The organism is Mesobacillus maritimus (assembly GCF_044803185.1).
Lineage (GTDB): Bacteria > Bacillota > Bacilli > Bacillales > Cytobacillaceae > Mesobacillus_B > Mesobacillus_B maritimus_B.
Genome location: NZ_CP085225.1, coordinates 96,809 through 121,979, shown reverse-complemented (window position 1 = coordinate 121,979; position 25,171 = coordinate 96,809). Strand labels below are relative to the sequence as shown.

Sequence of the window (25,171 nt, the reverse complement as noted above, 5' to 3'; positions counted from 1 at the left end):
AGCCGGCATAAAGGTTGTTCTTTAACCTTAATGACGGATTGACTTATGACCCGAGGGGCTAGGCGCCGCAGCCAGACATCTAGAAAAGCCCAGTGTTCTAACGAACAGTAGGACGAACAGACAAACTAAAGGTTGCGAGAGAAATCTATTCATCGTCGCAACCCCTACATCTCCTGCATTAGCAATTAGTCTTCGATCGTGATACCCATGCTGCGGGCAGTACCTTCGACCATGCGCATTGCTGCTTCAACGCTAGCTGCGTTCAGGTCAGGCATTTTCTGCTCCGCAATCTCGCGTACCTTGTCACGCTTGACTGTTGCTACTTTATTACGGTTTGGTTCACCAGAACCAGACTGAATTCCAGCTGCTACTTTCAAAAGAACGGCAGCAGGAGGAGTTTTCGTAATAAATGTAAATGAACGGTCTTCAAAAACCGTAATTTCAACAGGAATGATCAAACCAGCTTGATCAGCTGTACGTGCGTTAAATTCCTTACAGAATCCCATGATGTTTACACCTGCTTGACCTAGTGCAGGACCAACCGGTGGCGCTGGGTTTGCTTTACCAGCAGGGATTTGTAATTTTACAATTTTAATTACTTTTTTAGCCACGAGACACACCTCCTTAAAGTCCGTGATGTGGTAATAGGGTGTTCCCCTCCCACTCAGCTCAGTCTTTATCCTCTTAGATAAAGAACATAATATATGTTTGTCCCGGTTACGAGACATACTGACCTATGAAATATTATCACTTTTTGTTTTTAATTTCAAGTTATAATTTTTTTATCTGTGAAAATTCAAGTTCTACCGGAGTATCCCGGCCAAACATATTTACTAAAACCTTTAGCTTTCCTTTGTCTTTATCAATTTCTTCAATGGACCCAGTAAAGTTTGTAAATGGTCCCTCGCTTACTTGTACCGTTTCGCCTAATTCGAAATCGATATCGACACGTTGCTCGTCCACACCCATACGTTTTAAAATCATCGCTACTTCATCTGGTAATAATGGTGACGGCTTTGATCCATGACCCGAAGAACCAACAAACCCTGTTACACCTGGTGTATTCCTTACCACATACCAAGAGTCATCTGTCATGACCAACTCGACTAAAACATACCCTGGGAATGTTTTTCGCTTAACAACTTTCTTTTTGCCATTTTTAAAATCTGTCTCTTCTTCTTCAGGTACGACAACTCGGAATATCTTATCCTGCATACCCATTGACTCTACACGTTTCTCAAGGTTTGTCTTAACTTTATTCTCATATCCTGAGTACGTATGAACAACATACCAATTCTTTTCCATTTTAGAGGACTTTAACGTCCGTCCCTCCCTTTTTTCAGCAAACAAAAAACCCGTCATCCGGGCTTTTGTAAAAAATTCCTGCGTTATTCTCCATTATACCATGAGACCACATAGGTTATTCAAGGATTAAGCGAATCAATTCAGAAAATCCGAGGTCAATCACAGTAAAAAACAATGCCATAAAAACAACTGTCGTTAAAACAACGATTGTATAACGAACAAGTTCCCTGCGCTTTGGCCAACTAACCTTCCGCATTTCACGGGCAACTTCAGGTAAAAACTTTGTGATGTTCATTCTGTAACCTCCAACTTGTGAATAGCAAACAATCTATCTATAACGTTATTTTGTTTCCCGATGAACGGTGTGAGCATTGCAGTTCTTGCAAAACTTTTTAAGTACCCGTCGTTCTGTTTGATTTTCTTGATTGGCTGTGCTCGTATAATTGCGTGCTCCACACTCAGAACAAGCAAGCGTTATCTTTTTTGCCATATTGCACCTACTAATTTATGTCTTTAAAACTTTATCATGGTAGGATGTTAGTGTCAATAACTGTCGAATAGAATACAAGGCAGGTTTATGGCTATATTCTATCAACTTTAAGTCGAAATTTCCCTTAGGTCAATGTAGCGTTCTAGTTTCCTTTTAACCCGCTGAAGTGCATTATCTATTGACTTTACATGACGATTCAACTCTTCAGATATCTCCTGATAGGATTGGCCGTCTAGATATAAAGCAAGCACCTTTCGTTCAAGGTCACTTAAAAGCTCTTCCATTTTTACCTCAATTTGAACGTATTCCTCCTGATTGATAATTAACTCCTCAGGGTCCATAATTTTAGCTCCAGAGATCACATCCATCAAGGTTCGATCTGATTCCTCGTCATAAATCGGTTTGTCTAGGGATACATAAGAATTAAGTGGAATATGTTTTTGTCTTGTAGCGGTTTTAATGGCGGTAATGATTTGCCTCGTAATACAGAGTTCAGCAAAGGCTTTAAAAGAGGTAAGCTTATCTTCTCTAAAGTCACGCACTGCTTTATAAAGTCCAATCATTCCCTCTTGAACAATATCTTCCTTGTCTGCACCAATCAGGAAATAAGACCTAGCTTTTGCTCGTACAAAATTTCGGTATTTTTTGATCAAATAATCTAGAGCCTCACTATCTCCATTGTGAACAGCCTCTACTACTTCTTCATCTTCAAGCTCATTATATTTGTTAGCCTGCTTTGATCCGAAATCTGCTTTCACTTAGATCCCTCCACCGGACTTTTCCAAGGATAGAAATATTATACAGCAGGAATTTTTTTAGCGTCAACCCAGTTATTGCCCTCCACGACGCCACTTTTCAAATATTTCAGCAATTTCATCGCTAAGTGGTATTCTACTCAACGGCTTTTTTTTCTGGATTTTTTGTACCTTTTTTTCAATCTTTTGCTCCATCACGCTCATCTCTGTATATAATTCCCGCGCGGACTTCCTTAAGGCTCCCTGACCAAAAATTGCCCATTGCTCGGTAAAATCAGAAGTTGCCACATGAATTTGCGTTTTACGGTTGCTTAGTGCAATGGCCAGCTTTTCAATACATTCATCTGCCGTCTCATTTTCCTTGGTGTAAATCACTTCAACCTTATAATTCTTGTAGCGTTGTTCCGTCCCGTGTACATAATGAGCATCAAAAACAACAATTACACGATAGCCAGTATACGCCTTGTACTCCGCCATCTTTTCAACCAAGAGGTCCCTTGCGGCAGCAAGGTCTTTCGTTTTCAACACTCTAAGTTCCGGCCATGCACCGATAATGTTGTAGCCATCAACTAACAGGATATCCATCTTACTGCCCTAGGGGATGACGTTTTCGGTAAACCTCATACATCAATAAAGAGGCTGCCACTGAGGCATTTAGAGACGTAACCTTTCCAACCATCGGCAGACGTAGAAGAAAGTCACATTTTTCGCGAATAATTCTTCCCATGCCCTTTCCTTCACTCCCAATGACTAGTGCGAGCGGCATTGTCCCATCAAAAGCACGATAATCTTCTTTCCCAGCTGCATCCGTCCCTGCAACCCAAATACCACGATCTTTTAACTCATCAATTGTTCTAGATAAATTCGTAACCCGTACGACAGGGATATGTTCGATTGCACCAGTAGAAGCTTTCGCAACGGTCGCCGTTAATCCGACCGCTCTTCTTTTCGGAATGATAATTCCGTGCGCACCTGAAGCATCAGCAGTTCTCATAATGGAACCAAGGTTATGCGGATCCTCAATTTCATCTAAAATTAGAAAAAATGGTGTCTCATTTCTTTTTTCAGCTACAGAAAATAAATCATCCATTTCCGCATATTCGTACGCTGCAACTTGAGCAATAACACCCTGGTGACTTCCTTCATACATCTGATCTATTTTTTTCTTCGGCACAAACTGAACAATGACATTAGCCTCTTTTGCAAGTCCAATTACCTGCTGCATTTGTCCACGTTGGGAACCTTCAGCAATTAGAATTTTATTAATATCCCGATTTGACTTTAGTGCCTCTATTATAGGGTTTTTCCCGCCGATGTATTCCTCGCTCACGATACCCTTCCTCCTTCTTCAACAATTGCAAAAGCAGCCTCGATTAATTCCTCTAGCCGCTGCTCCTTTCCCCCTAAAAACAGATACCCAATCAATGCTTCAAAAGCTGTACTATATCGGTACGTTTGAACATCTGTGTTTTTTGGAACCGTTCCGGATTTTGCGTTTCTCCCTCTCTTAAGAACAGCTACCTCTTCCTCAGATAACTTTTGCTCGTCGATAAAAGAATGGATGACCATTGCCTGTGCTTTTGCAGAAACGTATTTGGTTGCTTCACGATGAAGCTTATTCGGTCGCACCTTTCCACTCTGCAGGAGGTGAAGCCGTACATATTTTTCATATACGGCATCCCCCATATAGGCAAGTGCAAGGCTATTTAATTGCTTTTCATCCACATTTTGATTATTTGATAGCATTCCCTATCCTCTTTTCCATCTGGTACCCTGTGCAGTGTCTTCTAAAATGATGTTCATCGCTTTTAACTGATCTCGAATTTCATCAGCCAATTTGAAATCTCTATCTTTTCTAGCCTGAATTCTTTTTTCAATTAAAGCTTCGACCTCTTCGTCTAGGAGTTCGTTAGTACCTAGGGTTATACCAAAAACACCTAGTAACTCTTCAAATTCGTTCATAAAGGCTTTAATTACTATTTCGCTTGTATTTTTCTCCACTAAATAAAGGTTCGCAAGCTTTGATAGTTCAAATAATACAGATACACCATTTGCTGTGTTAAAGTCATCATCCATTTCTTTCACAAACTGCTGATGGAGAACTGCTATTTTATCAAGCCATTCCTGATTATTGTTTGTTAAGTTTGTACTTGATTTCACACGATGCTCTAGGTTTTGATAGGAAGTTGTTAATCTTTCAAAAGCGGCCTTCGTATTCTCAAGCAACTCTTCGCTATAGTTAATCGGATTTCGATAATGAACTGACAGCATAAAGAATCTCAATACCTGTGGATTATGTTGCTTGATAATGTCGTGAACAAGCACAAAGTTCCCAAGCGATTTGGACATTTTCTCGTTATCAATATTAATATAACCATTATGCATCCAATATCGAGCAAAGGATTTTCCTGTTAATGCTTCTGATTGAGCAATCTCATTTTCATGATGCGGAAAGGCTAAATCCTGGCCCCCTGCATGAATATCAATTGTATCTCCAAGGTATTGCTTTGCCATTGCCGAGCATTCAATATGCCAACCTGGTCGACCTTGCCCCCATGGACTTTCCCAGGAAATCTCACCATCCTTCGCTTCTTTCCAAAGAGCAAAGTCAAGCGCATCCTGCTTCTTTTCTCCAATTTGAATTCTTGCTCCTATTTTTAATTCATCAATGGACTGGTGTGATAATTTCCCGTAGTCAGGGAACTTTCTCGTTCTAAAATAAACATCGCCGTTTGATTCATAGGCATATCCTTTGTCAATTAAAGCTTTGATAAACTCAATAATTAGATCCATCGTTTCCGTAACACGAGGATGAACGTCAGCTCGTTTGCACCCTAGTGCCGATGTATCTTCAAAATAAGCATTGATAAAGCGGTTAGCAATAGTAGGAACATCTTCGCCTAGTTCCTTGGCGGCACGAATCAACTTATCATCAACGTCCGTAAAATTCGAAACATATTTCACATCATAGCCTCTAAATTCTAGATAACGACGGACTGTATCAAAAACAATTGCTGGGCGCGCATTTCCAATATGAATATAGTTATAAACAGTTGGCCCACACACATACATTTTTACTTTTCCTTCTTCGAGCGGGATAAATTCTTCTTTTTCACGTTTCAATGTGTTATATATTTGAATTGGCATTCATCTTACTCCTTTCTTCCTTCAATCCCCTAAGCTCTTCTTGTAGAAAAGCAACTTCGGCTTCAAGCGTCTTAAAGCGGTCAGAAATTGGATCTGGAAGATCTGAATGATTTAAGTCTTTTCTGATTTTGACTCCATCTTGGATAACGACTCGACCAGGTACCCCAACAACGGTCGAGTTTGGAGGAACATCCTTTAATACAACAGATCCGCCACCGATTTTGGAATTCTCTCCAATCGTGATGGAGCCTAGTACCTTTGCACCGGTAGCGATGAGGGCATTATCCTTAACAGTCGGATGACGTTTCCCTTTCTCTTTCCCTGTTCCACCTAATGTCACACCTTGATAGATGGTGACATTATCACCAATTTCACAAGTTTCCCCGATGACAACCCCCATGCCATGGTCAATAAATAACCGCCGGCCAATTTTAGCACCAGGATGAATTTCAATTCCGGTAAAAAAACGACTGATTTGCGATATGATTCTTGCAATAAAATAGAGCTTTCTTTTAAATAATGCATGGGCAAGTCGATGAGACCAGATTGCATGGAGGCCGGCATAGGTTAAGATTACTTCTAAACGACTTCTGGCAGCAGGATCTTGATCAAATACAACTTCAATATCTTCTTTCAGTACTTTAAACATCATTACCATCCCCCAGTATCTCCAAATTAATAAAAGCGCAAGCATCCTGTTCAGCGGCGTATGGCCTGGAGCGCTCCAACCGAGATAAAGGAAACACGAAGAGCGTTAGCGCATTCGTGCTTGACTTATCGTAGGGCGGTAAAAATCCAAAGGCCGATTTTTACTCGGAGAGCGAAGGACACTAGCTGCTAGGGCGCTGGAGCTAGACAACTCCCAAAGTCAAAACTTTTCTAATTTCCTTTCTTTATACTAAAGCGCAAGCGCCTTGATTAGCCCCACAAATTAGATGAGTCGAAAACAACTAATCTACATCCGCTTAACGTGGCTGTTGATTTCCTCTCCACTTAACGTTTGTAAAATCAACACTGTGCAAATACAGCCAAAAAAACAAAAAAACGCCCCTGTCATCACTGACAGAGACGCTTGGTGCGCGGTTCCACTCTGTTTAAGCCCCCAAAGGAGCCTCAACTTTAGCCTGTTAACGGGAGGACCCGCCCTGAACTACTAAGATTGTTTCTGTTCATACAGGGGCTCCGAGGTGCATTTCAAAAAATGAGGGGCTTAAACCACTTTCAGCCGATGATGGTTCTCTCTAAAAAGCATCATTTCTTTACTTTTCCTCTTCAACACTTTTAAGCGATTTTAATTACTCTTACTATATTATATTTAACTATCAATGTTAACTATATTGCTAAAAATATTTCTAGTCCAGTAAATTGGCTACTCTTTTTTTCACCTTTTCGTTACCAAGGAGTTCCATAGCAAGCATCAGGTCAGGACCATGTGTTTGACCTGTCACAGCCGCTCTAATCGGCATGAATAACTTCTGGCCTTTATGACCTGTTCCTTTTTGGACCGCTTTAACAGCTGCTTTAAATTGTGGTGCTGTAAATTCTGTTAGAGACTCCACTTCTTGTAGGAAAGCCCTCATTACTTCTGGTACCTGTTCTCCAGCTAAAACTTCTTTTGCTTCTTCCTCAAAGACCAATTCATCTTGGAAGAAAAGCTCTGACATCTCAACGATTTCTGCACCAAAGCTCATTTTCTCTTGGAAAAGAGAAATTAGACTTTTTACCCAAGCATCTTCTTCTGCTGTGCGGTCTTCTTTTACCTTACCAGCTTTAATTAGATGTGGCAAAGCTAATTCAATTACTCTCTCAAGGTCTGCCTTTTTCATATACTGATTATTCATCCAAGTAAGCTTTTGTCGGTCAAATAACGCCGGAGACTTCGAAAGACGTTCTGCGTCAAATTTCTCAATAAACTCTTCTTTCGAAAAGATTTCTTCTTCTCCTGCAGGTGACCATCCTAGCAAAGCAATAAAGTTAAACAATGCTTCTGGAAGATAGCCAAGCTCCTCATACTGTTCGATAAATTGGATAATCGATTCATCGCGTTTGCTCAACTTTTTTCTGCTCTCATTTACAATAAGGGTCATATGACCAAACACAGGTGGTTCCCAACCAAATGCATCGTAGATTAGCAGTTGTTTGGGCGTGTTGGATATATGGTCATCACCACGAAGTACATGAGAGATTTTCATTAAATGATCATCGATGACCACCGCGTAATTGTAAGTAGGAATTCCATCCTTTTTCACAATAACGAAATCTCCAAAGCCTTCTGAGTCAAATGAAACCTCATCCTTAACCATATCATCAAAACGAAGCACTTTATCAGTTGGGACTTTGAAACGAATGCTCGGCTTTCGGCCTTCCTTCTCAAACTGCTTTGTGTCTTCCTCACTTAAATGACGGCATCGCCCTGAATACTTTGGTGTTTCATTGCGCTCCATTTGCGCCGCACGGTCGGCCTCAAGCTCCTCTTCTGTGCAGTAGCATTTATACGCTTGTCCTTTTTCAAATAGCTGCTTCGTATATTCATCATAGATTGCTGTACGCTCGGATTGGCGGTATGGACCGTACTCGCCTCCAACATCAATGCTTTCATCCCATTCGATACCAAGCCACTTCAAATAATGCAACTGGCTTTGCTCCCCGCCTTCGATATTACGCTTTTGGTCGGTATCCTCAATGCGGATAATGAATTTCCCACCTTGATTACGAGCAAATAAATAGTTAAAAAGTGCCGTACGGGCATTTCCAATATGTAAATGTCCCGTTGGGCTCGGGGCATAACGCACACGAATATCTGACATAAAAAAATCCTCCTAGTCCTAACCTTATCAGGTGATTACATAAATTTTATTTCTGTGATTTCTGGATTAAGATGACCGCTTGTGCTGCAATTCCTTCTCCTCGTCCTGTAAAACCAAGCTTTTCAGTCGTGGTGGCCTTCACATTAACCTGTTCAATTGTCCCCTCAAGAAGGGCAGCAACCCGCTCCTTAATAGAATCAATATGTGGAGCCATCTTAGGCCTTTGAGCAATAATGGTACAATCCACATTAACAAGACTATACCCTCTCTCTTTCACCATTCCCCAAACATGCTCAAGCAGTTTAGCAGAGTCAGCGTCCTTGAAATTAGGATCTGTATCAGGAAAGTGTTTGCCAATGTCTCCTTCACCGATTGCCCCTAAACAAGCATCAGCTATCGTATGTAACAATACATCTGCGTCTGAGTGACCTAATAATCCCTTTTCATATGGTATGGTAATACCCCCGATGATCAACGGACGGCCATCGGCAAGCTGGTGTACATCAAATCCCTGTCCAATTCGAAACATCTTCAGTTTGCTCCTTTTAATCATAAATAGATTGCAAATCTGACAACTTTAGCCCAAATCTTTCCGTTTTTTCATAATCGCCTCTGCAAAGTATAGATCTTCAGGCGTTGTCAGCTTTATATTATCATAATCTCCTTCAATTATAACGACTTTATGCGGAAGCCGCTCAACAAGGCTAGCATCATCCGTGCCGGTAAATTGGGTCTCAACTGCGCGTTCATGGGCTTTTCGTAGGATAGAAACACGAAAAGCTTGTGGGGTTTGCACTGCCCACAAGCTTGAACGCTCAATTGTTTCTGACACTAGGAGACTTTCTACTTTTTTAATCGTATCCTTAACAGGTACGGCTGCAATGGCTGCTCCAGAACACTCTGCCGCTTTCACAAGCTCATGAATGGTGTCTACCCTAATAAATGGTCTTGCCGCATCGTGGACAAGGACAATACCATCGGAATGAATCACCTTTAGCCCATTGTAGACACTATCCTGCCGTTCCTTGCCACCTATAACTAGGTTTGTCACCTTGTTTATACGATATTCTGTTAATAGTTCATTGAATGATTCCTGATCATGCGGATGAATAGAAAGAATAATGCCTGAGCATTCCACATCTTGTTCAAAGACTCTTAGTGTATGAATGAGAACTGGAATGTTTTCAAGCGTTAAAAGAAGCTTATTTCTCCCTGCTCCCATACGTTTCCCCTGACCCGCAGCTGGAATAATGACCTGGTAAACCATAGTAGTTTCTCCTATCGTCTATAACGCTTTTTCTAGTAATTTGGGTTTGGCAAAAATCATTCGCCCTGCAGAAGTCTGCAAGACACTTGTTACAAGGACATCGATTCGTTTTCCGATATAATCTCGTCCCTCTTCAACCACAATCATCGTTCCGTCATCAAGATAAGCAATCCCTTGATTATGCTCTTTTCCGTCCTTAATGACCTGAATACTTAATTCTTCCCCAGGTAGAACAACTGGTTTTACAGCATTGGCAAGATCATTGATGTTCAATACCGAAACACCTTGAAGTTCACAAACTTTATTTAGGTTAAAATCATTCGTCACAACAACGCCATTTGTTAGCTTTGCAAGTTTGACCAGCTTTGAGTCTACCTCCTGGATTTCCTCAAAGTCTCCCTCATAAATATCTACCTTAATGGCAAGCTCCTTTTGAATCCGATTAAGAATGTCAAGACCGCGACGACCACGGTTTCGCTTTAGGACGTCAGAAGAATCGGCAATATGCTGTAATTCCTCGAGAACAAATTGTGGGATGATAATCGTACCTTCAAGAAAGCCTGTTTGACAAATATCAGCAATTCTCCCGTCAATAATCACACTAGTATCGAGAATTTTCCATGTGTTCATCGAGTTGCCTTCTGTTTCCTCCTCCCCGCCTTTTTTCTTACGGCCTGAAAAGAGATTTAAGAGTTCATCACGTTTTTTAAAACCAACTTGGAAACCCAGATAACCAAACACAAGCGTAAGTAAAATTGGCGCAACCGTATTAAAAACCGGAACTTGGATTGCATTAAAGGCAAAGCCGATTAAAAACGCCACCAATAGGCCAAAAAACAAACCAACACCACCGGTCAGTAAGTCGGCTAACGGAGCTTTTATTAAAGATTCCTCGAGCCATTTAACAAAATTGGTCACATAATCAACTGCCCAAAAAGTAAGGAAATAAAAAATAAGTGCACCAAGTATAGCAGAAACATACGGATTAGCTAGAAATGAAATATTCTCAATCTGAACGAGCATGATTAAATCTGGGATTAAGAATATTCCAAGTGTTCCCCCAATAATTAAGAAACAAGCTTGAATGATACGTCTTAACATCACATCACCTCCTTATTATCATTATAAACAATTTTGATAAATTGAAACCTTTACTTAAAGAGAATTTTACCGAATAGTAATAAAATGACATTTTTAAAATATGAGTGTAACACTAAAGATTACCAAGCTTTCAACAGTGTTTACCCTTTGTTTAAAATTAGCACCCGCTTAAGGTAGTGTCAAATAATAGAGGATTTGCTTCTAGATATGGCGGTCAGAGATCAATTGCTCTAAAATCCGTTTAAAGCCCTCTTTTATTTTCTTTGCCCTGACCTCACCAATCCCTTCAACATCATCTAGTTCAGCGACCGTTGCAGACAAGATATTACGGAAATGCTTAAAACGTTGAACTAAGTTGTCAATAATGATTGGGGGAAGCCGAGGAATTTTATTCAACACCCGGTAGCCTCTTGGGCTTATCGTCTCTTCAAGGTGAACATAGCCTTGGTAGCCAAGCATTTTCAGCAATACGGTGTCCTCAATCACTCCTGCTCTTGATAGCTCTTGAAAACGCGCTACAACATCGTCTGAATCCATCTTCTCATCGGAAATATAATCCTTAATCATCAGCCTTGCTTCAATTTCCAAATCGGTCAATAACTCTTGCATCTGCAGACGAATTAGTCTTCCCTCTGTTCCTAGTTCACTTAGGTAGGATAATAACTCATTTTTTATACGAAAAACCATACCGAAGCGGTGCATGACTTGCATGAGGTCATGGTAGGTTACCAACTCCTCAAACTCTAGTAAACCGAAATTTGTAATGCTTTGTTCTAGAACTATTTTATACTTCTCCAAAGTTTGAATAGCCAAATTGGCTTTTGTTAAAATCACCGAAATATCTCTTAACGAATAGCGAAGATTCCCTTGATACAATGTAATAACTGTCCTTCGCTGAGAAATGGCAATGACGAGTGCCTTTGTTTGCTTCGCCACCCTTTCTGCAGTACGATGACGCATCCCTGTTTCAGAAGATGGGATACCTGAATTAGGAGCAAGTTGAGCATTCGCTAACAGTATTTTATTGCCCTGTTCATTTAGGATGATTGCACCATCCATTTTTGCTAATTCGTATAACGAACTAGGACTAAACATACAATCAATCCCAAATCCTCCATCCACCAGTTCCTGAACCTTATCGTTATAGCCCACAACGATAAGCCCTCCTGTATGAGCTCTCAGGACATTATCAATCCCTTCTCTCAAAGGAGTACCAGGAGCGATAAATTGAAGAATATCGCTCAATGTTCGATCCTCAGCCTTACTAATATCCAATCTCTTATCCCTCCAGTGTGACCTTTAATGTCTGGCTGACTGAAGATACACCGATTAAGGTTATCCCCTTAGGCGCAGTCCAGCCGCCGAGGTTATTTTCAGGTAGGATGACTCTTTCAAAACCGAGCTTCGCTGCTTCTTGTACCCGTTGTTCGACACGTGAGACCCGCCGTACTTCCCCTGTAAGTCCGACCTCACCAATGATACAGTCTGTTGCACGTGTGGGTTTATCTCTGAAGCTAGATGCAATGCTAACCGCAATGGCTAAGTCAATGGCTGGCTCATCTAACTTCACTCCTCCAGCTACTTTCAAATAGGCGTCCTGATTCTGTAGCAATAAACCGACCCGCTTTTCTAGTACAGCCATCAAAAGGCTCACCCGATTATGATCTGTCCCAGTTGCCATTCTTCGTGGATTTCCAAAGCTTGTTGGAGAAATGAGAGCTTGAATTTCAACTAGTACCGGTCTAGTCCCTTCCATTGAGGCAACTACAGTGGAACCCGACGCACCTTGTGATCGTTCCTCGAGGAAGATTTCCGAAGGATTGGCTACTTCTTCAAGGCCGCTTTCCTTCATCTCAAAGATTCCCATTTCATTTGTTGAGCCAAAGCGATTTTTTACAGCACGTAAGATTCGATATGTATGATGACGTTCTCCTTCAAAGTAAAGAACCGTATCGACCATATGTTCAAGCAAACGTGGTCCAGCAATTGAGCCTTCCTTGGTTACATGACCAACTATAAAAATAGCAATTCCTTTTGTCTTGGCTATCCGCATCAGCTCGGCAGTACATTCCCTTACTTGTGAGACACTACCCGGAGCGGAAGTCACTTCTGGATGGTAAACCGTTTGGATGGAGTCGACGATGACAAAATCAGGGGAGTTCTTCTCAATCGTCAAACTAATTTCTTCCAAGTTCGTTTCCGAATAAACAAGGAGGTTATCAGAAGAGATACCGAGCCGGTCAGCTCTCAGCTTTGTCTGTCTAAGCGACTCTTCACCAGAAATATATAAAACAGAATGATTGATTTTAGCGAGTTGGTGGGAAACCTGCAGCAATAGCGTCGACTTTCCAATCCCAGGGTCTCCACCAATAAGGACTAGCGAACCCTTAACCACCCCTCCGCCAAGTACCCGGTTCAATTCATTTAACTCGGTTTTAATTCGTGGCTCACTAACCGTTTCTATGCTTGTAATTGGTGTTGCTTTCGCTGCAACCCCTGTACTGCTAGTATGGTTAAATGCGCCCCTGCGGCCTGTTCCTGAACTTTCTGTTTCCTCAACCATCTTATTCCACTGCCCACACCCAGGGCATTTGCCCATCCATTTAGCCGATTCATAGCCACATTCCTGACACATGAACTTTGTTTTTTTCTTAGCCATTACGTTCTTCCCTTCAATATCTAATACCCTATTTCTACTTCTGTAAGCTTCGAATTATATAAAAATCACGTTAATAAAAAAGGTATACGTACCTAGCATACGTATACCTCTTATTATAAGGCTCTTTTCACAAACTTTGTTGCTCTTGGATACAAATTCGATTAGATTAAGCTTTGTTTCATACAAAGTACCCTTTTAATAATGTGAAAAGAGCGCGCAAACTTCTTTATCACGTACCAAATAGATTATCTTGCGTTAAAATCGGCTTTAGGTAGTAAAAATTGGCTTTAAGATTTTTACAATTTTAACAACAATCTTTACGAAAACAGCCTATTATAAAGCTTAGGATTATTTATTAACAATTTGTGTTGGCGTTTTTACTGTAAACTCGTTATTTTCAACATCAATAACAACCTTTTGTCCTCTTAACACCGTGCCTTTTAACAGTTCTTCAGATAACTGATCTTCGATATGCTTTTGAATCGCCCTACGCAATGGTCGAGCTCCATATTCTGGATCATATCCTTCTTCTGATATTTTTTCCTTAGCAGCATCGGTCAATTCTAAATCGATATCCTGTTCGCCTAGGCGTTTCGTTAATTGTTCAGACATAAGCGTAACAATTTGTTTTAAATGCTCTTTTTCTAGAGAATGGAAAACAATGATTTCATCGATACGGTTAAGGAATTCTGGACGGAAAGCTCTCTTTAATTCTTCCATTACTTTCCCTTTCATATCTTTATAATCTTGTTCGCCATCTTGGATATTGAACCCAACAAATTTATTACGTTTAAGTGCTTCAGCTCCGACATTCGATGTCATAATCAGAACTGTATTACGGAAGTCTACCGTACGCCCCTTAGAGTCTGTTAAACGCCCATCTTCTAGTACCTGAAGTAAGATGTTAAAAACATCCGGGTGAGCTTTCTCAATCTCATCTAAGAGAATGACAGAGTATGGTTTTCTACGAACCTTTTCCGTTAGCTGACCACCTTCATCATAACCGACATACCCCGGAGGTGAACCAACAAGACGGGAAGTCGAGTGCTTCTCCATATACTCGGACATATCGACACGAATCATCGCATCTTCATCTCCAAACATTGCTTCAGCAAGCGCACGTGCTAATTCTGTTTTACCGACGCCTGTTGGCCCAAGGAAGACGAATGACCCAATTGGACGTTTCGGGTCCTTAAGACCTGCTCGAGCACGTCGTACTGCCTTTGAAACAGCTTTAACGGCTTCATCCTGGCCAATAAGTCGTGCGTGGAGAATTTCTTCCAGCTTTAATAGCTTTTGTGTTTCAGTCTCGGCAATTTTAGAAACTGGGATTCCCGTCCAGCTAGATACGACGCTAGCAATATCTTCAACCGTTACTTCGCTATTTTCTTGACCTTGTTTTTCTTTCCAAGTCTTTTTCGTGTTCTCCAACTGTTCGCGTAAGCGTTGCTCTGTATCCCTTAGGGAAGCAGCCTTTTCAAATTCTTGACTTTGAACAGATGCATCCTTCTCCTTGCGAACTTCCTCAAGCTTTTGCTCAAGCTCCTTTAAGTTCGGTGGTGTTGTATATGAACGAAGGCGAACTTTTGAACCAGCCTCATCGATTAAGTCAATTGCTTTATCTGGTAAGAAACGGTCTGAGATATAACGATCTGAGAGCTTTACAGCAGCCTCAATGGCTTCATCAATAATTGATACACGGTGATGGGCCTCATAACGATCTCGCAACCCTTTTAAAATTTGAATAGATTCTTCCGGTGTTGGCTCATCAACCGTAATTGGTTGGAATCGTCTTTCTAATGCTGCATCTTTCTCGATATATTTTCGATATTCATCAAGAGTAGTTGCACCAATACATTGGAGTTCTCCACGTGCAAGTGAAGGCTTTAGGATATTAGAGGCATCAATTGCACCTTCTGCCCCGCCGGCGCCAATCAAGGTATGCAACTCATCAATAAAGAGAATGATATTTCCCGCTTGGCGGATTTCATCCATTACTTTCTTTAAGCGGTCTTCAAATTCCCCACGATACTTTGTACCCGCAACAACCGTTCCCATATCAAGCGTCATCACTCGCTTGTCACGGAGAATTTCAGGGACTTCGTTATTGACAATCTGCTGTGCAAGCCCTTCAGCAATCGCCGTTTTACCGACCCCAGGCTCCCCAATAAGGACAGGATTGTTCTTAGTTCGGCGGCTTAGGACCTCAATAACCCTTTGAATTTCCTTGCTTCTCCCAATAACAGGATCAAGGCTACCTTCTCGGGCTATTGCAGTCAAATCACGAGCAAGGCTATCTAATGTAGGAGTATTGGCATTGACCGCTCCTCCGCCTTGATGACTAGAAGTCTCATTACTGCCCAGTAGTTGTAAAACTTGTTGACGTGCCTTATTCAGACTAACTCCTAGATTATTCAATACTCTCGCTGCGACTCCTTCGCCTTCACGAATAAGTCCAAGCAGAATATGCTCTGTTCCTACATAAGAGTGGCCAAGTTTTCTAGCTTCATCCATGGAAAGCTCAATAACCTTCTTCGCTCTTGGCGTATAATGAATGGTTTGAGTCCCTTCTTGACCTTTCCCAATTAGGTTTTCAACTTCTTTCTGGATTTTTTCTGACCCTAATCCTAATCCATAAAGAGCTTTGGCAGCTATTCCTTCTCCTTCACGGACAAGTCCTAATAGGATATGCTCCGTCCCAATATTGTTGTGACCAAGGCGTATTGCTTCTTCCTGTGCTAGAGCTAGCACTTTTTGCGCTCTTTCAGTAAACCGTCCAAACATCATAAAGCTCATCCTCCTTGTTATTGGTTCGTTTCCATTTTAATTCTTTCTCTTATTAAAGCCGCTCTACGGATATCTCTTTCATCCGGGCGGAGAGGACCCCCTGCATATTGTTGAAGAAAGCCAGGTTGTGTTAAGATCATCAATTCATTCAAGATACTTCTTGAAAGGTCCTTTATATAGCCCATATCTATTCCAAGTCTTACATCTGAGAGGCAACTTGCTGCTTCCTTGGATTCAATAATTCTGCTATTTTCTAAAACTCCAAAGGAGCGAAAGACTCTATCTTCTAATTGTATGTTTGAGGTCTTGGCTAATGCGTCCCTTGCTGACCTTTCCTGGGAAATCAGTTGGGAGACAACCCCTTTTAAATCGTCTACAATATCTTCTTCTGATTTTCCAAGTGTTGTTTGGTTTGAAATTTGAAAGATGTTCCCGAGGGCTTCACTACCTTCCCCATAAATCCCTCTCACAACCAAACCAAGTTGATTTATGGCTGGTAAAATCTTATTCATTTGTCTAGTTAAGACAAGTCCAGGTAAGTGCATCATGACCGAAGCCCTTAAACCGGTTCCTACATTAGTAGGACAGCTTGTTAAATAACCATATTGTTCATCAAATGCATAGCTAATCTTTTCTTCTAACCAATCATCGACTTCATTTGCTGCTTTTAATGCTTCGGTAAGCTGAAGTCCAGGAAATAAACATTGAATCCGGATATGATCCTCTTCATTAACCATGATACTTACTTCTTCATTATCTGATAAAAGAAAGGCACCGTTTAAAGAGTGTTCAGCTAGATGAGGACTGATTAAATGCTTTTCAACTAATACTCTTTTTTGTAATGGTTGTATATTGTCGATTTTAAGGATCTCTAATGGACCAAACCTAGTAGCCTCACCCGTATTAATCCTTTCTTCTACAGCCTTTATAACAGTTTCAGCAGATTCCTTCGTTGCAATTGTTGGAAATTCCACTTCTCGAAGATTCCTTGCCAAACGGATACGGGAACTTAGGACAATATCCGAATCTGGTCCGTCTTCACTCATCCAGGAACTTACAGCCTGATTGATAAATCGTTCCAAAGACATCCCTATTTCCCCTCCTTACGTTCATCTGCCAATTTCTTTTCTAAGGAGCGAATTTGATCCCGAATTTCTACTGCCTTTTCAAATTCTTCTTTAGCAATATGATCACTTAATGTTTGTTTTAAACTTGAAATATTTCGTTGTAATTGCAGGGTTCCACCTACTCGTTTGGGTATTTTTCCATTGTGACTGGAGTTCCCACTGTGTAGTCGGCGGGTAACCGGAATCAAATGTTCACGGAAGGTATCATAACATTTCCCACATCCGAAACGGCCAACCTTAAGGAATTGTGGAAAAGTCATTGAACACTGATCGCATTGAAGAACTGTTTCTTGTTGAAAAGGTTCTTTTGTTTTTTGCTGAAAAGGTGAGTCTATATTAAGCAGTCCTTGTAAAAAGTTATTAATAGAAAACCCTGGACCTTGACTCATTAAAAACATTTCACCTTTTTCCTGTGCACAACGTTCGCATAAATGTAATTCTGTCTTTTCTCCATTACTAAAATTAGTAAAATGCAGAGTGGCAGGCCTTTCGTTACATTCTTGGCATATCATGCTCTCACCTCTTAACTCGCAAATATTACTTATATTTAATTGCCATTAGCATCGCCTTTAGCATTCTCGAACGTAGTTCATCTCTTTGTGGCAACTCGAGATGGAGGACGGAACGATCTAGAACACTTTGCATGATTTTAGCTTCCCTAAGTGTAATGACTTGTTCCTCCACGAGGCGGATAATAATATTTTCTGCATTTACTTGAGAAATTCGATGATTAAACAACGCTAACAGTTGATCAATCAACTGGGCTGCATCATGTGTCTGCACCTTCATTATCCGAATATAGCCTCCACCACCACGTTTGCTTTCCACAATATAACCACGTTCTATCGTGAACCTAGTATTAATGACGTAATTGATTTGGGATGGTACGCACTCAAATTTATCGGCGATTTCACTACGTTTAATTTCAACGAGATCTTGGTCGCTCATCTCTAATACCGCTTTGAGGTAATTTTCAATGATATCCGATATATTCCTCACAAAACCTCCCCCAATCTGACTTTGACTATCTTTGACATTAATTATACATAAAATAGCGGACCTATGCAATTATTGCGACAGTTCTATTTTGCCCATTTTTATGCATGGTAAAACCAATCTAATATGATAATATTTACCACTACCCTTGTCCCTAATAAATAAACTTTTTTTGTTCGACAATAAATTACAATTGGGTTTGTGAGTATCAAGGTCGTGGATTCAGCTGGGATTATTCTCTATTGGGGGAATAAAAGTGAGTTGATGTTAAGGGTTTTTATTAAAAACCGGATAATGTAATGCTCTTACTAGAATGAAACCATGCTTTCACTACGCCTTTTTAAATCCTACTATATAGAGGGAAAGGCATTCTAATTACACTTAAAACAATCCTTTTTCAGAAAAAGCACAAAAAAAGAACAACCTCTAATCAGTAACGGGTTCGGATTTCGAATACAAAAACTAAATTAGCACCCGAAATGGCAGTCCTATTCGCAACTGAATTAGACTGCTTCTTTTTTGTTGATATATAGGGGGTTAATTAAATAAACGGTAAATCCAGCTTGAATTTTGCCCCCTTTTGCTTTTGGTGTTATAAGTTTTTGTCATCATGAAAAATTACATGTTAATAGTTAGACCAAATGGTGTGCTACACATGATATTTAACTAAAAGGGGGGAGTGTTGATGTCTGAGAGGCAGATAAATGATAATGAAGCAGATATTCTTTCTATCCTTAATTGAGTCAACTTTGATTGTTTAAATAAGGGGAGTTTTTCCCCTTATCCTGCAGAATATGGCTTGGTTCGGGCGATATAAGGGGAGTTTTTACCGTTAAGGCAAAGCAAAATGGTCCATTTTCATGTTTTTCGAGTAAATAGGGGGAATTTTTCCCTCTATTTACTCTATTTTTCGTGCTATTTCCCAAATAAGAGGAATTTCTCCCCTAATTTTAGTTGCTTATTTGCTGGCAATTCTTGAATATTTGGAAACCGCTAACTGGGTGCTGATCTTTGGTTGGGATAAAAAGTGCCTGGAGCATAAATATGTCTCCAAGCATTTTTCTTTTCGGATTTACTTGCCAAATGGCTTTTTAATTTTGGTGCGAATTACTATACGAAAAGCAATGTTCATTCATATTTTGACTTCAAAACAGAACCCGTTAGCTGTTCTTTCATTTTGCTTGGTAACGTCCTACTCTCACAGGCGGAAACCCCCAACTACCATCGGCGTCGAAGCTTAACTTCCGTGTTCGGCCTCGGGCTGCCATGACCGACGGAAAAGAAAAGCGGAAGCGCCTTGTTCAGCCTCGACAAGCATAAGCCAAGCGCTGGCAGAAGGCATTTTTTGCCTTCCGAAGCGATTGGCTTATGACTCGAGGGCTAGGCGCTCAAGCTAGACAGTCTCTTCGTCAGCTTCAGGCTTTCCGGTCCTCACGTACATCGTACGCTCCGGGCTTCAATCCTTCACTTCCTCGACCTCCTTGGTACCGACAACCCTCGGGTTTCTGCTCAATCAATAGTTCGACTGATACAAAGTCCTTGCGGACATATAACAAAAAAACAACCAATATTGGTTGTTTTCATTTTGCCTGGCAACGTCCTACTCTCACAGGGGGAAACCCCCAACTACCATCGGCGCTGAGAAGCTTAACTTCCGTGTTCGGCATGGGAACGGGTGTGACCTTCTCGCTATCGCCACCAGACTATTTAACTAAAGGGTAGATATTTTGCTGACGCAAAATCTTTGTTCCCTCAAAACTAGATAATGTGTAAGAAGTAAAAGTAACTCGATTTGTATCAATAATTGGTTAAGTCCTCGATCGATTAGTATCAGTCAGCTCCACACGTCACCGCGCTTCCACCTCTGACCTATCAACCTGATCATCTTTCAGGGATCTTACTAGCTTGACGCTATGGGAAATCTCATCTTGAGGGGGGCTTCATGCTTAGATGCTTTCAGCACTTATCCCGTCCGCACATAGCTACCCAGCGATGCCTTTGGCAAGACAACTGGTACACCAGCGGTGCGTCCATCCCGGTCCTCTCGTACTAAGGACAGCTCCTCTCAAATTTCCTGCGCCCACGACGGATAGGGACCGAACTGTCTCACGACGTTCTGAACCCAGCTCGCGTACCGCTTTAATGGGCGAACAGCCCAACCCTTGGGACCGACTACAGCCCCAGGATGCGATGAGCCGACATCGAGGTGCCAAACCTCCCCGTCGATGTGGACTCTTGGGGGAGATAAGCCTGTTATCCCCGGGGTAGCTTTTATCCGTTGAGCGATGGCCCTTCCATGCGGAACCACCGGATCACTAAGCCCGACTTTCGTCCCTGCTCGACTTGTAGGTCTCGCAGTCAAGCTCCCTTGTGCCTTTACACTCTGCGAATGATTTCCAACCATTCTGAGGGAACCTTTGGGCGCCTCCGTTACATTTTAGGAGGCGACCGCCCCAGTCAAACTGCCCACCTGACACTGTCTCCCACCCCGATCAGGGGTGCGGGTTAGAATTTCAATACAGCCAGGGTAGTATCCCACCGACGCCTCCACCGAAGCTGGCGCTCCGGCTTCCAAGGCTCCTACCTATCCTGTACAAGCTGTACCAAAATTCAATATCAGGCTGCAGTAAAGCTCCACGGGGTCTTTCCGTCCTGTCGCGGGTAACCTGCATCTTCACAGGTACTATAATTTCACCGAGTCTCTCGTTGAGACAGTGCCCAGATCGTTACGCCTTTCGTGCGGGTCGGAACTTACCCGACAAGGAATTTCGCTACCTTAGGACCGTTATAGTTACGGCCGCCGTTTACTGGGGCTTCGATTCAAAGCTTCGCGTGAGCTAACCTCTCCTCTTAACCTTCCAGCACCGGGCAGGCGTCAGCCCCTATACTTCGCCTTGCGGCTTCGCAGAGACCTGTGTTTTTGCTAAACAGTCGCCTGGGCCTATTCACTGCGGCTTTTCAAGGCTTTAACACCCTAAAAAGCACCCCTTCTCCCGAAGTTACGGGGTCATTTTGCCGAGTTCCTTAACGAGAGTTCTCTCGCTCACCTTAGGATTCTCTCCTCGCCTACCTGTGTCGGTTTGCGGTACGGGCACCTTTTATCTCGCTAGAGGCTTTTCTTGGCAGTGTGGAATCAGGAACTTCGGTACTATATTTCCCTCGCTATCACAGCTCAGCCTTCACGGTAACGGGATTTGCCTCGTTACCAGCCTAACTGCTTAGACGCACATATCCAGCAGTGCGCTTACCCTATCCTCCTGCGTCCCCCCATTGCTCAAACGATAAAGAGGTGGTACAGGAATATCAACCTGTTGTCCATCGCCTACGCCTTTCGGCCTCGGCTTAGGTCCCGACTAACCCTGAGAGGACGAGCCTTCCTCAGGAAACCTTAGGCATACGGTGGATGGGATTCTCACCCATCTTTCGCTACTCATACCGGCATTCTCACTTCTAAGCGCTCCACCAGTCCTTACGGTCTAGCTTCAACGCCCTTAGAACGCTCTCCTACCGCGGACATCGTAAGATGTCCACCCACAGCTTCGGTGATACGTTTAGCCCCGGTACATTTTCGGCGCAGAGTCACTCGACCAGTGAGCTATTACGCACTCTTTAAATGGTGGCTGCTTCTAAGCCAACATCCTGGTTGTCTAAGCAACTCCACATCCTTTTCCACTTAACGTATACTTTGGGACCTTAGCTGGTGGTCTGGGCTGTTTCCCTCTTGACTACGGATCTTATCACTCGCAGTCTGACTCCCACGGATAAGTCATTGGCATTCGGAGTTTGTCTGAATTCGGTAACCCGATGAGGGCCCCTAGTCCAAACAGTGCTCTACCTCCAAGACTCTCACTTCGTGAGGCTAGCCCTAAAGCTATTTCGGAGAGAACCAGCTATCTCCAGGTTCGATTGGAATTTCTCCGCTACCCACACCTCATCCCCGCACTTTTCAACGTGCGTGGGTTCGGGCCTCCAGTAGGTGTTACCCTACCTTCACCCTGGACATGGGTAGATCACCTGGTTTCGGGTCTACAACCACATACTTATTCGCCCTATTCAGACTCGCTTTCGCTGCGGCTCCGTCTTCTCGACTTAACCTTGCATGTAATCGTAACTCGCCGGTTCATTCTACAAAAGGCACGCTATCACCCGGCATTTTCCGAAGGAAATATGCACAGGGCTCTAACTACTTGTAGGCACACGGTTTCAGGATCTCTTTCACTCCCCTTCCGGGGTGCTTTTCACCTTTCCCTCACGGTACTGGTTCACTATCGGTCACTAGGGAGTATTTAGCCTTGGGAGATGGTCCTCCCAGCTTCCGACGGGATTTCACGTGTCCCGCCGTACTCAGGATCCACTCAGGAGGGAACGAAGTTTCAACTACAGGGTTTTTACCTTCTCTGACGGGCCTTTCCAGACCACTTCATTTACCCCGTTCCTTTGTAACTCCATGTTGAGTGTCCTACAACCCCAGAAGGCAAGCCTTCTGGTTTGGGCTAATCCCGTTTCGCTCGCCGCTACTCAGGGAATCGCATTTGCTTTCTCTTCCTCCGGGTACTTAGATGTTTCAGTTCCCCGGGTCTGCCTTCAATACCCTATGTATTCAGGTAAAGATACTGTTCCATTACGAACAGTGGGTTTCCCCATTCGGAAATCTCCGGATCAAAGCTTACTTACAGCTCCCCGAAGCATATCGGTGTTAGTCCCGTCCTTCATCGGCTCCTAGTGCCAAGGCATCCACCGTGCGCCCTTTCTAACTTAACCTATGGACGAATTTATTCGTCTCTATAAGACAATCATGTCTTTGGTTTCTCTTTTTATTAAAAGAGAGAAAAATTAAAAAAGCGATACAAATGTGTGTTTTACTTTTGCCTTCTTACTTACGATTATCTAGTTTTCAAGGAACAAATTAAAAAGCTTTGAGAGAATTGCACTCTCAAAACTAAACAAACAAGCAGTCAAACATTACGAATCGAAAGATTCGCATTCCGAATGCCCTTACGGCATTATCCTTAGAAAGGAGGTGATCCAGCCGCACCTTCCGATACGGCTACCTTGTTACGACTTCACCCCAATCATCTGTCCCACCTTAGGCGGCTGGCCCCTAAAAGGTTACCCCACCGACTTCGGGTGTTACAAACTCTCGTGGTGTGACGGGCGGTGTGTACAAGGCCCGGGAACGTATTCACCGCGGCATGCTGATCCGCGATTACTAGCGATTCCGGCTTCATGCAGGCGAGTTGCAGCCTGCAATCCGAACTGAGAATAGATTTATGGGATTTGCTTGACCTCGCGGCTTCGCTGCCCTTTGTTCTATCCATTGTAGCACGTGTGTAGCCCAGGTCATAAGGGGCATGATGATTTGACGTCATCCCCACCTTCCTCCGGTTTGTCACCGGCAGTCTCCTTAGAGTGCCCAACTGAATGCTGGCAACTAAGGACAAGGGTTGCGCTCGTTGCGGGACTTAACCCAACATCTCACGACACGAGCTGACGACAACCATGCACCACCTGTCACTCTGTCCCCCGAAGGGGAACGCTCTGTCTCCAGAGTTGTCAGAGGATGTCAAGACCTGGTAAGGTTCTTCGCGTTGCTTCGAATTAAACCACATGCTCCACCGCTTGTGCGGGCCCCCGTCAATTCCTTTGAGTTTCAGCCTTGCGGCCGTACTCCCCAGGCGGAGTGCTTAATGCGTTTGCTGCAGCACTAAAGGGCGGAAACCCTCTAACACTTAGCACTCATCGTTTACGGCGTGGACTACCAGGGTATCTAATCCTGTTCGCTCCCCACGCTTTCGCGCCTCAGCGTCAGTTACAGACCAGAGAGTCGCCTTCGCCACTGGTGTTCCTCCACATCTCTACGCATTTCACCGCTACACGTGGAATTCCACTCTCCTCTTCTGCACTCAAGTCCCCCAGTTTCCAATGACCCTCCACGGTTGAGCCGTGGGCTTTCACATCAGACTTAAAGGACCGCCTGCGCGCGCTTTACGCCCAATAATTCCGGACAACGCTTGCCACCTACGTATTACCGCGGCTGCTGGCACGTAGTTAGCCGTGGCTTTCTGGTTAGGTACCGTCAAGGTACCGGCAGTTACTCCGGTACTTGTTCTTCCCTAACAACAGAGCTTTACGACCCGAAGGCCTTCATCGCTCACGCGGCGTTGCTCCGTCAGACTTTCGTCCATTGCGGAAGATTCCCTACTGCTGCCTCCCGTAGGAGTCTGGGCCGTGTCTCAGTCCCAGTGTGGCCGATCACCCTCTCAGGTCGGCTACGCATCGTGGCCTTGGTGAGCCGTTACCTCACCAACTAGCTAATGCGCCGCGGGCCCATCTGTAAGTGACAGCCGAAACCGTCTTTCAGCATTCCCTCATGAGAGGGAATGAATTATCCGGTATTAGCCCCGGTTTCCCGGAGTTATCCCAGTCTTACAGGCAGGTTGCCCACGTGTTACTCACCCGTCCGCCGCTAATCTTCAGGAGCAAGCTCCCTCAGATTCGCTCGACTTGCATGTATTAGGCACGCCGCCAGCGTTCGTCCTGAGCCAGGATCAAACTCTCCAATAAAATGTAGAGTGATTAGCTCATAAAATAAAACGTTGGCTCATGTTCTTCTATAATAGAAGTCATGAATAAATATTGTTTGTTGACGCTTGTTTGTTTAGTTTTCAAAGAACAATCTCTACTGACTCAGTCAGCTATAAAATGATAACATTTATTACTGATGGTGTCA

Annotated in this window: 20 protein-coding genes, 3 rRNA genes and 1 other annotated feature; all 23 genes read right to left on the bottom strand. The window is 43.0% G+C overall.

The window, feature by feature from the left end; translation table 11 throughout:
* Positions 1-185 precede the first annotated feature (185 nt).
* Positions 186-611: a 50S ribosomal protein L11 gene (gene rplK, locus LG336_RS00620; RefSeq protein ID WP_139195424.1), complete on the bottom strand. Its 426-nt coding sequence runs from the start codon at positions 609-611 to the stop codon at positions 186-188.
* A 160-nt stretch (positions 612-771) separates the two neighbouring features.
* Positions 772-1,305 (bottom strand): transcription termination/antitermination protein NusG, encoded by a 534-nt coding sequence (nusG, locus tag LG336_RS00615; RefSeq protein ID WP_404330694.1) that lies wholly within the window; start codon positions 1,303-1,305, stop codon positions 772-774.
* Between the two features lie 115 nt (positions 1,306-1,420).
* Positions 1,421-1,600, bottom strand: a complete 180-nt coding sequence (gene secE / locus LG336_RS00610; RefSeq protein WP_404330693.1) for a preprotein translocase subunit SecE — start codon at positions 1,598-1,600, stop codon at positions 1,421-1,423.
* Between the two features lie 45 nt (positions 1,601-1,645).
* Positions 1,646-1,795 carry a 50S ribosomal protein L33 gene (gene rpmG / locus LG336_RS00605; protein WP_404330692.1) on the bottom strand — a complete coding sequence of 50 codons (150 nt, stop codon included), beginning with the start codon at positions 1,793-1,795 and terminating at the stop codon, positions 1,646-1,648.
* Positions 1,796-1,902: 107 nt separating this feature from the next.
* The gene (gene sigH / locus LG336_RS00600) at positions 1,903-2,553 is read right to left on the bottom strand and encodes an RNA polymerase sporulation sigma factor SigH (protein ID WP_404330691.1); all 651 of its coding nucleotides are present in this window, start codon (positions 2,551-2,553) and stop codon (positions 1,903-1,905) included.
* A gap of 72 nt (positions 2,554-2,625) precedes the next feature.
* Positions 2,626-3,135, bottom strand: a complete 510-nt coding sequence (locus tag LG336_RS00595; RefSeq protein ID WP_404330690.1) for an NYN domain-containing protein — start codon at positions 3,133-3,135, stop codon at positions 2,626-2,628.
* A 1-nt stretch (position 3,136) separates the two neighbouring features.
* Positions 3,137-3,880, bottom strand: a complete 744-nt coding sequence (gene rlmB, locus LG336_RS00590; RefSeq protein ID WP_404330689.1) for a 23S rRNA (guanosine(2251)-2'-O)-methyltransferase RlmB — start codon at positions 3,878-3,880, stop codon at positions 3,137-3,139.
* On the bottom strand, positions 3,877-4,296 hold the full coding sequence (locus LG336_RS00585; RefSeq protein ID WP_404330688.1) for a Mini-ribonuclease 3: 420 nt from the start codon (positions 4,294-4,296) through the stop codon (positions 3,877-3,879). Before LG336_RS00585 ends, rlmB begins: the two co-directional genes overlap by 4 nt.
* A 3-nt stretch (positions 4,297-4,299) precedes the next feature.
* The gene (cysS, locus tag LG336_RS00580) at positions 4,300-5,697 is read right to left on the bottom strand and encodes a cysteine--tRNA ligase (RefSeq protein ID WP_404330687.1); all 1,398 of its coding nucleotides are present in this window, start codon (positions 5,695-5,697) and stop codon (positions 4,300-4,302) included.
* Complete coding sequence (cysE, locus tag LG336_RS00575) at positions 5,678-6,346, bottom strand: serine O-acetyltransferase (RefSeq protein ID WP_404333061.1); 669 nt, start codon at positions 6,344-6,346, stop codon at positions 5,678-5,680. The genes cysS and cysE overlap by 20 nt, the downstream gene beginning before the upstream one ends.
* 412 nt (positions 6,347-6,758) lie before the next feature.
* Positions 6,759-6,982: a binding site (T-box leader), on the bottom strand.
* A gap of 67 nt (positions 6,983-7,049) precedes the next feature.
* Positions 7,050-8,504 carry a glutamate--tRNA ligase gene (gene gltX / locus LG336_RS00570; protein WP_404330686.1) on the bottom strand — a complete coding sequence of 485 codons (1,455 nt, stop codon included), beginning with the start codon at positions 8,502-8,504 and terminating at the stop codon, positions 7,050-7,052.
* 46 nt (positions 8,505-8,550) lie between these two features.
* Complete coding sequence (gene ispF / locus LG336_RS00565; RefSeq protein WP_404330685.1) at positions 8,551-9,033, bottom strand: 2-C-methyl-D-erythritol 2,4-cyclodiphosphate synthase; 483 nt, start codon at positions 9,031-9,033, stop codon at positions 8,551-8,553.
* A 48-nt stretch (positions 9,034-9,081) separates the two neighbouring features.
* Positions 9,082-9,771, bottom strand: coding sequence for a 2-C-methyl-D-erythritol 4-phosphate cytidylyltransferase (ispD, locus tag LG336_RS00560; protein WP_404330684.1), 690 nt, complete (start codon positions 9,769-9,771; stop codon positions 9,082-9,084).
* A gap of 18 nt (positions 9,772-9,789) precedes the next feature.
* Positions 9,790-10,872 carry a PIN/TRAM domain-containing protein gene (locus LG336_RS00555; RefSeq protein WP_404330683.1) on the bottom strand — a complete coding sequence of 361 codons (1,083 nt, stop codon included), beginning with the start codon at positions 10,870-10,872 and terminating at the stop codon, positions 9,790-9,792.
* 201 nt (positions 10,873-11,073) lie between these two features.
* Positions 11,074-12,147, bottom strand: coding sequence for a DNA integrity scanning diadenylate cyclase DisA (gene disA, locus LG336_RS00550; RefSeq protein ID WP_404330682.1), 1,074 nt, complete (start codon positions 12,145-12,147; stop codon positions 11,074-11,076).
* Positions 12,148-12,151: 4 nt separating this feature from the next.
* Positions 12,152-13,531 (bottom strand): DNA repair protein RadA, encoded by a 1,380-nt coding sequence (radA, locus tag LG336_RS00545; protein ID WP_404330681.1) that lies wholly within the window; start codon positions 13,529-13,531, stop codon positions 12,152-12,154.
* 348 nt (positions 13,532-13,879) lie between these two features.
* Complete coding sequence (clpC, locus tag LG336_RS00540; protein ID WP_404330680.1) at positions 13,880-16,318, bottom strand: ATP-dependent protease ATP-binding subunit ClpC; 2,439 nt, start codon at positions 16,316-16,318, stop codon at positions 13,880-13,882.
* A 17-nt stretch (positions 16,319-16,335) separates the two neighbouring features.
* Positions 16,336-17,406, bottom strand: coding sequence for a protein arginine kinase (locus LG336_RS00535; protein ID WP_404330679.1), 1,071 nt, complete (start codon positions 17,404-17,406; stop codon positions 16,336-16,338).
* A 2-nt stretch (positions 17,407-17,408) separates the two neighbouring features.
* The gene (locus LG336_RS00530) at positions 17,409-17,957 is read right to left on the bottom strand and encodes a UvrB/UvrC motif-containing protein (RefSeq protein ID WP_404330678.1); all 549 of its coding nucleotides are present in this window, start codon (positions 17,955-17,957) and stop codon (positions 17,409-17,411) included.
* Positions 17,958-17,982: 25 nt separating this feature from the next.
* Positions 17,983-18,444 (bottom strand): CtsR family transcriptional regulator, encoded by a 462-nt coding sequence (locus LG336_RS00525; protein ID WP_404330677.1) that lies wholly within the window; start codon positions 18,442-18,444, stop codon positions 17,983-17,985.
* A 1,584-nt stretch (positions 18,445-20,028) separates the two neighbouring features.
* Positions 20,029-20,144, bottom strand: a 5S ribosomal RNA gene (gene rrf / locus LG336_RS00520).
* A 101-nt stretch (positions 20,145-20,245) separates the two neighbouring features.
* Positions 20,246-23,202 (bottom strand): 23S ribosomal RNA (locus tag LG336_RS00515).
* Positions 23,203-23,454: 252 nt separating this feature from the next.
* Positions 23,455-25,005, bottom strand: a 16S ribosomal RNA gene (locus tag LG336_RS00510).
* Together the 16S, 23S and 5S rRNA genes form the textbook arrangement of a ribosomal RNA operon.
* Positions 25,006-25,171: the final 166 nt, after the last annotated feature.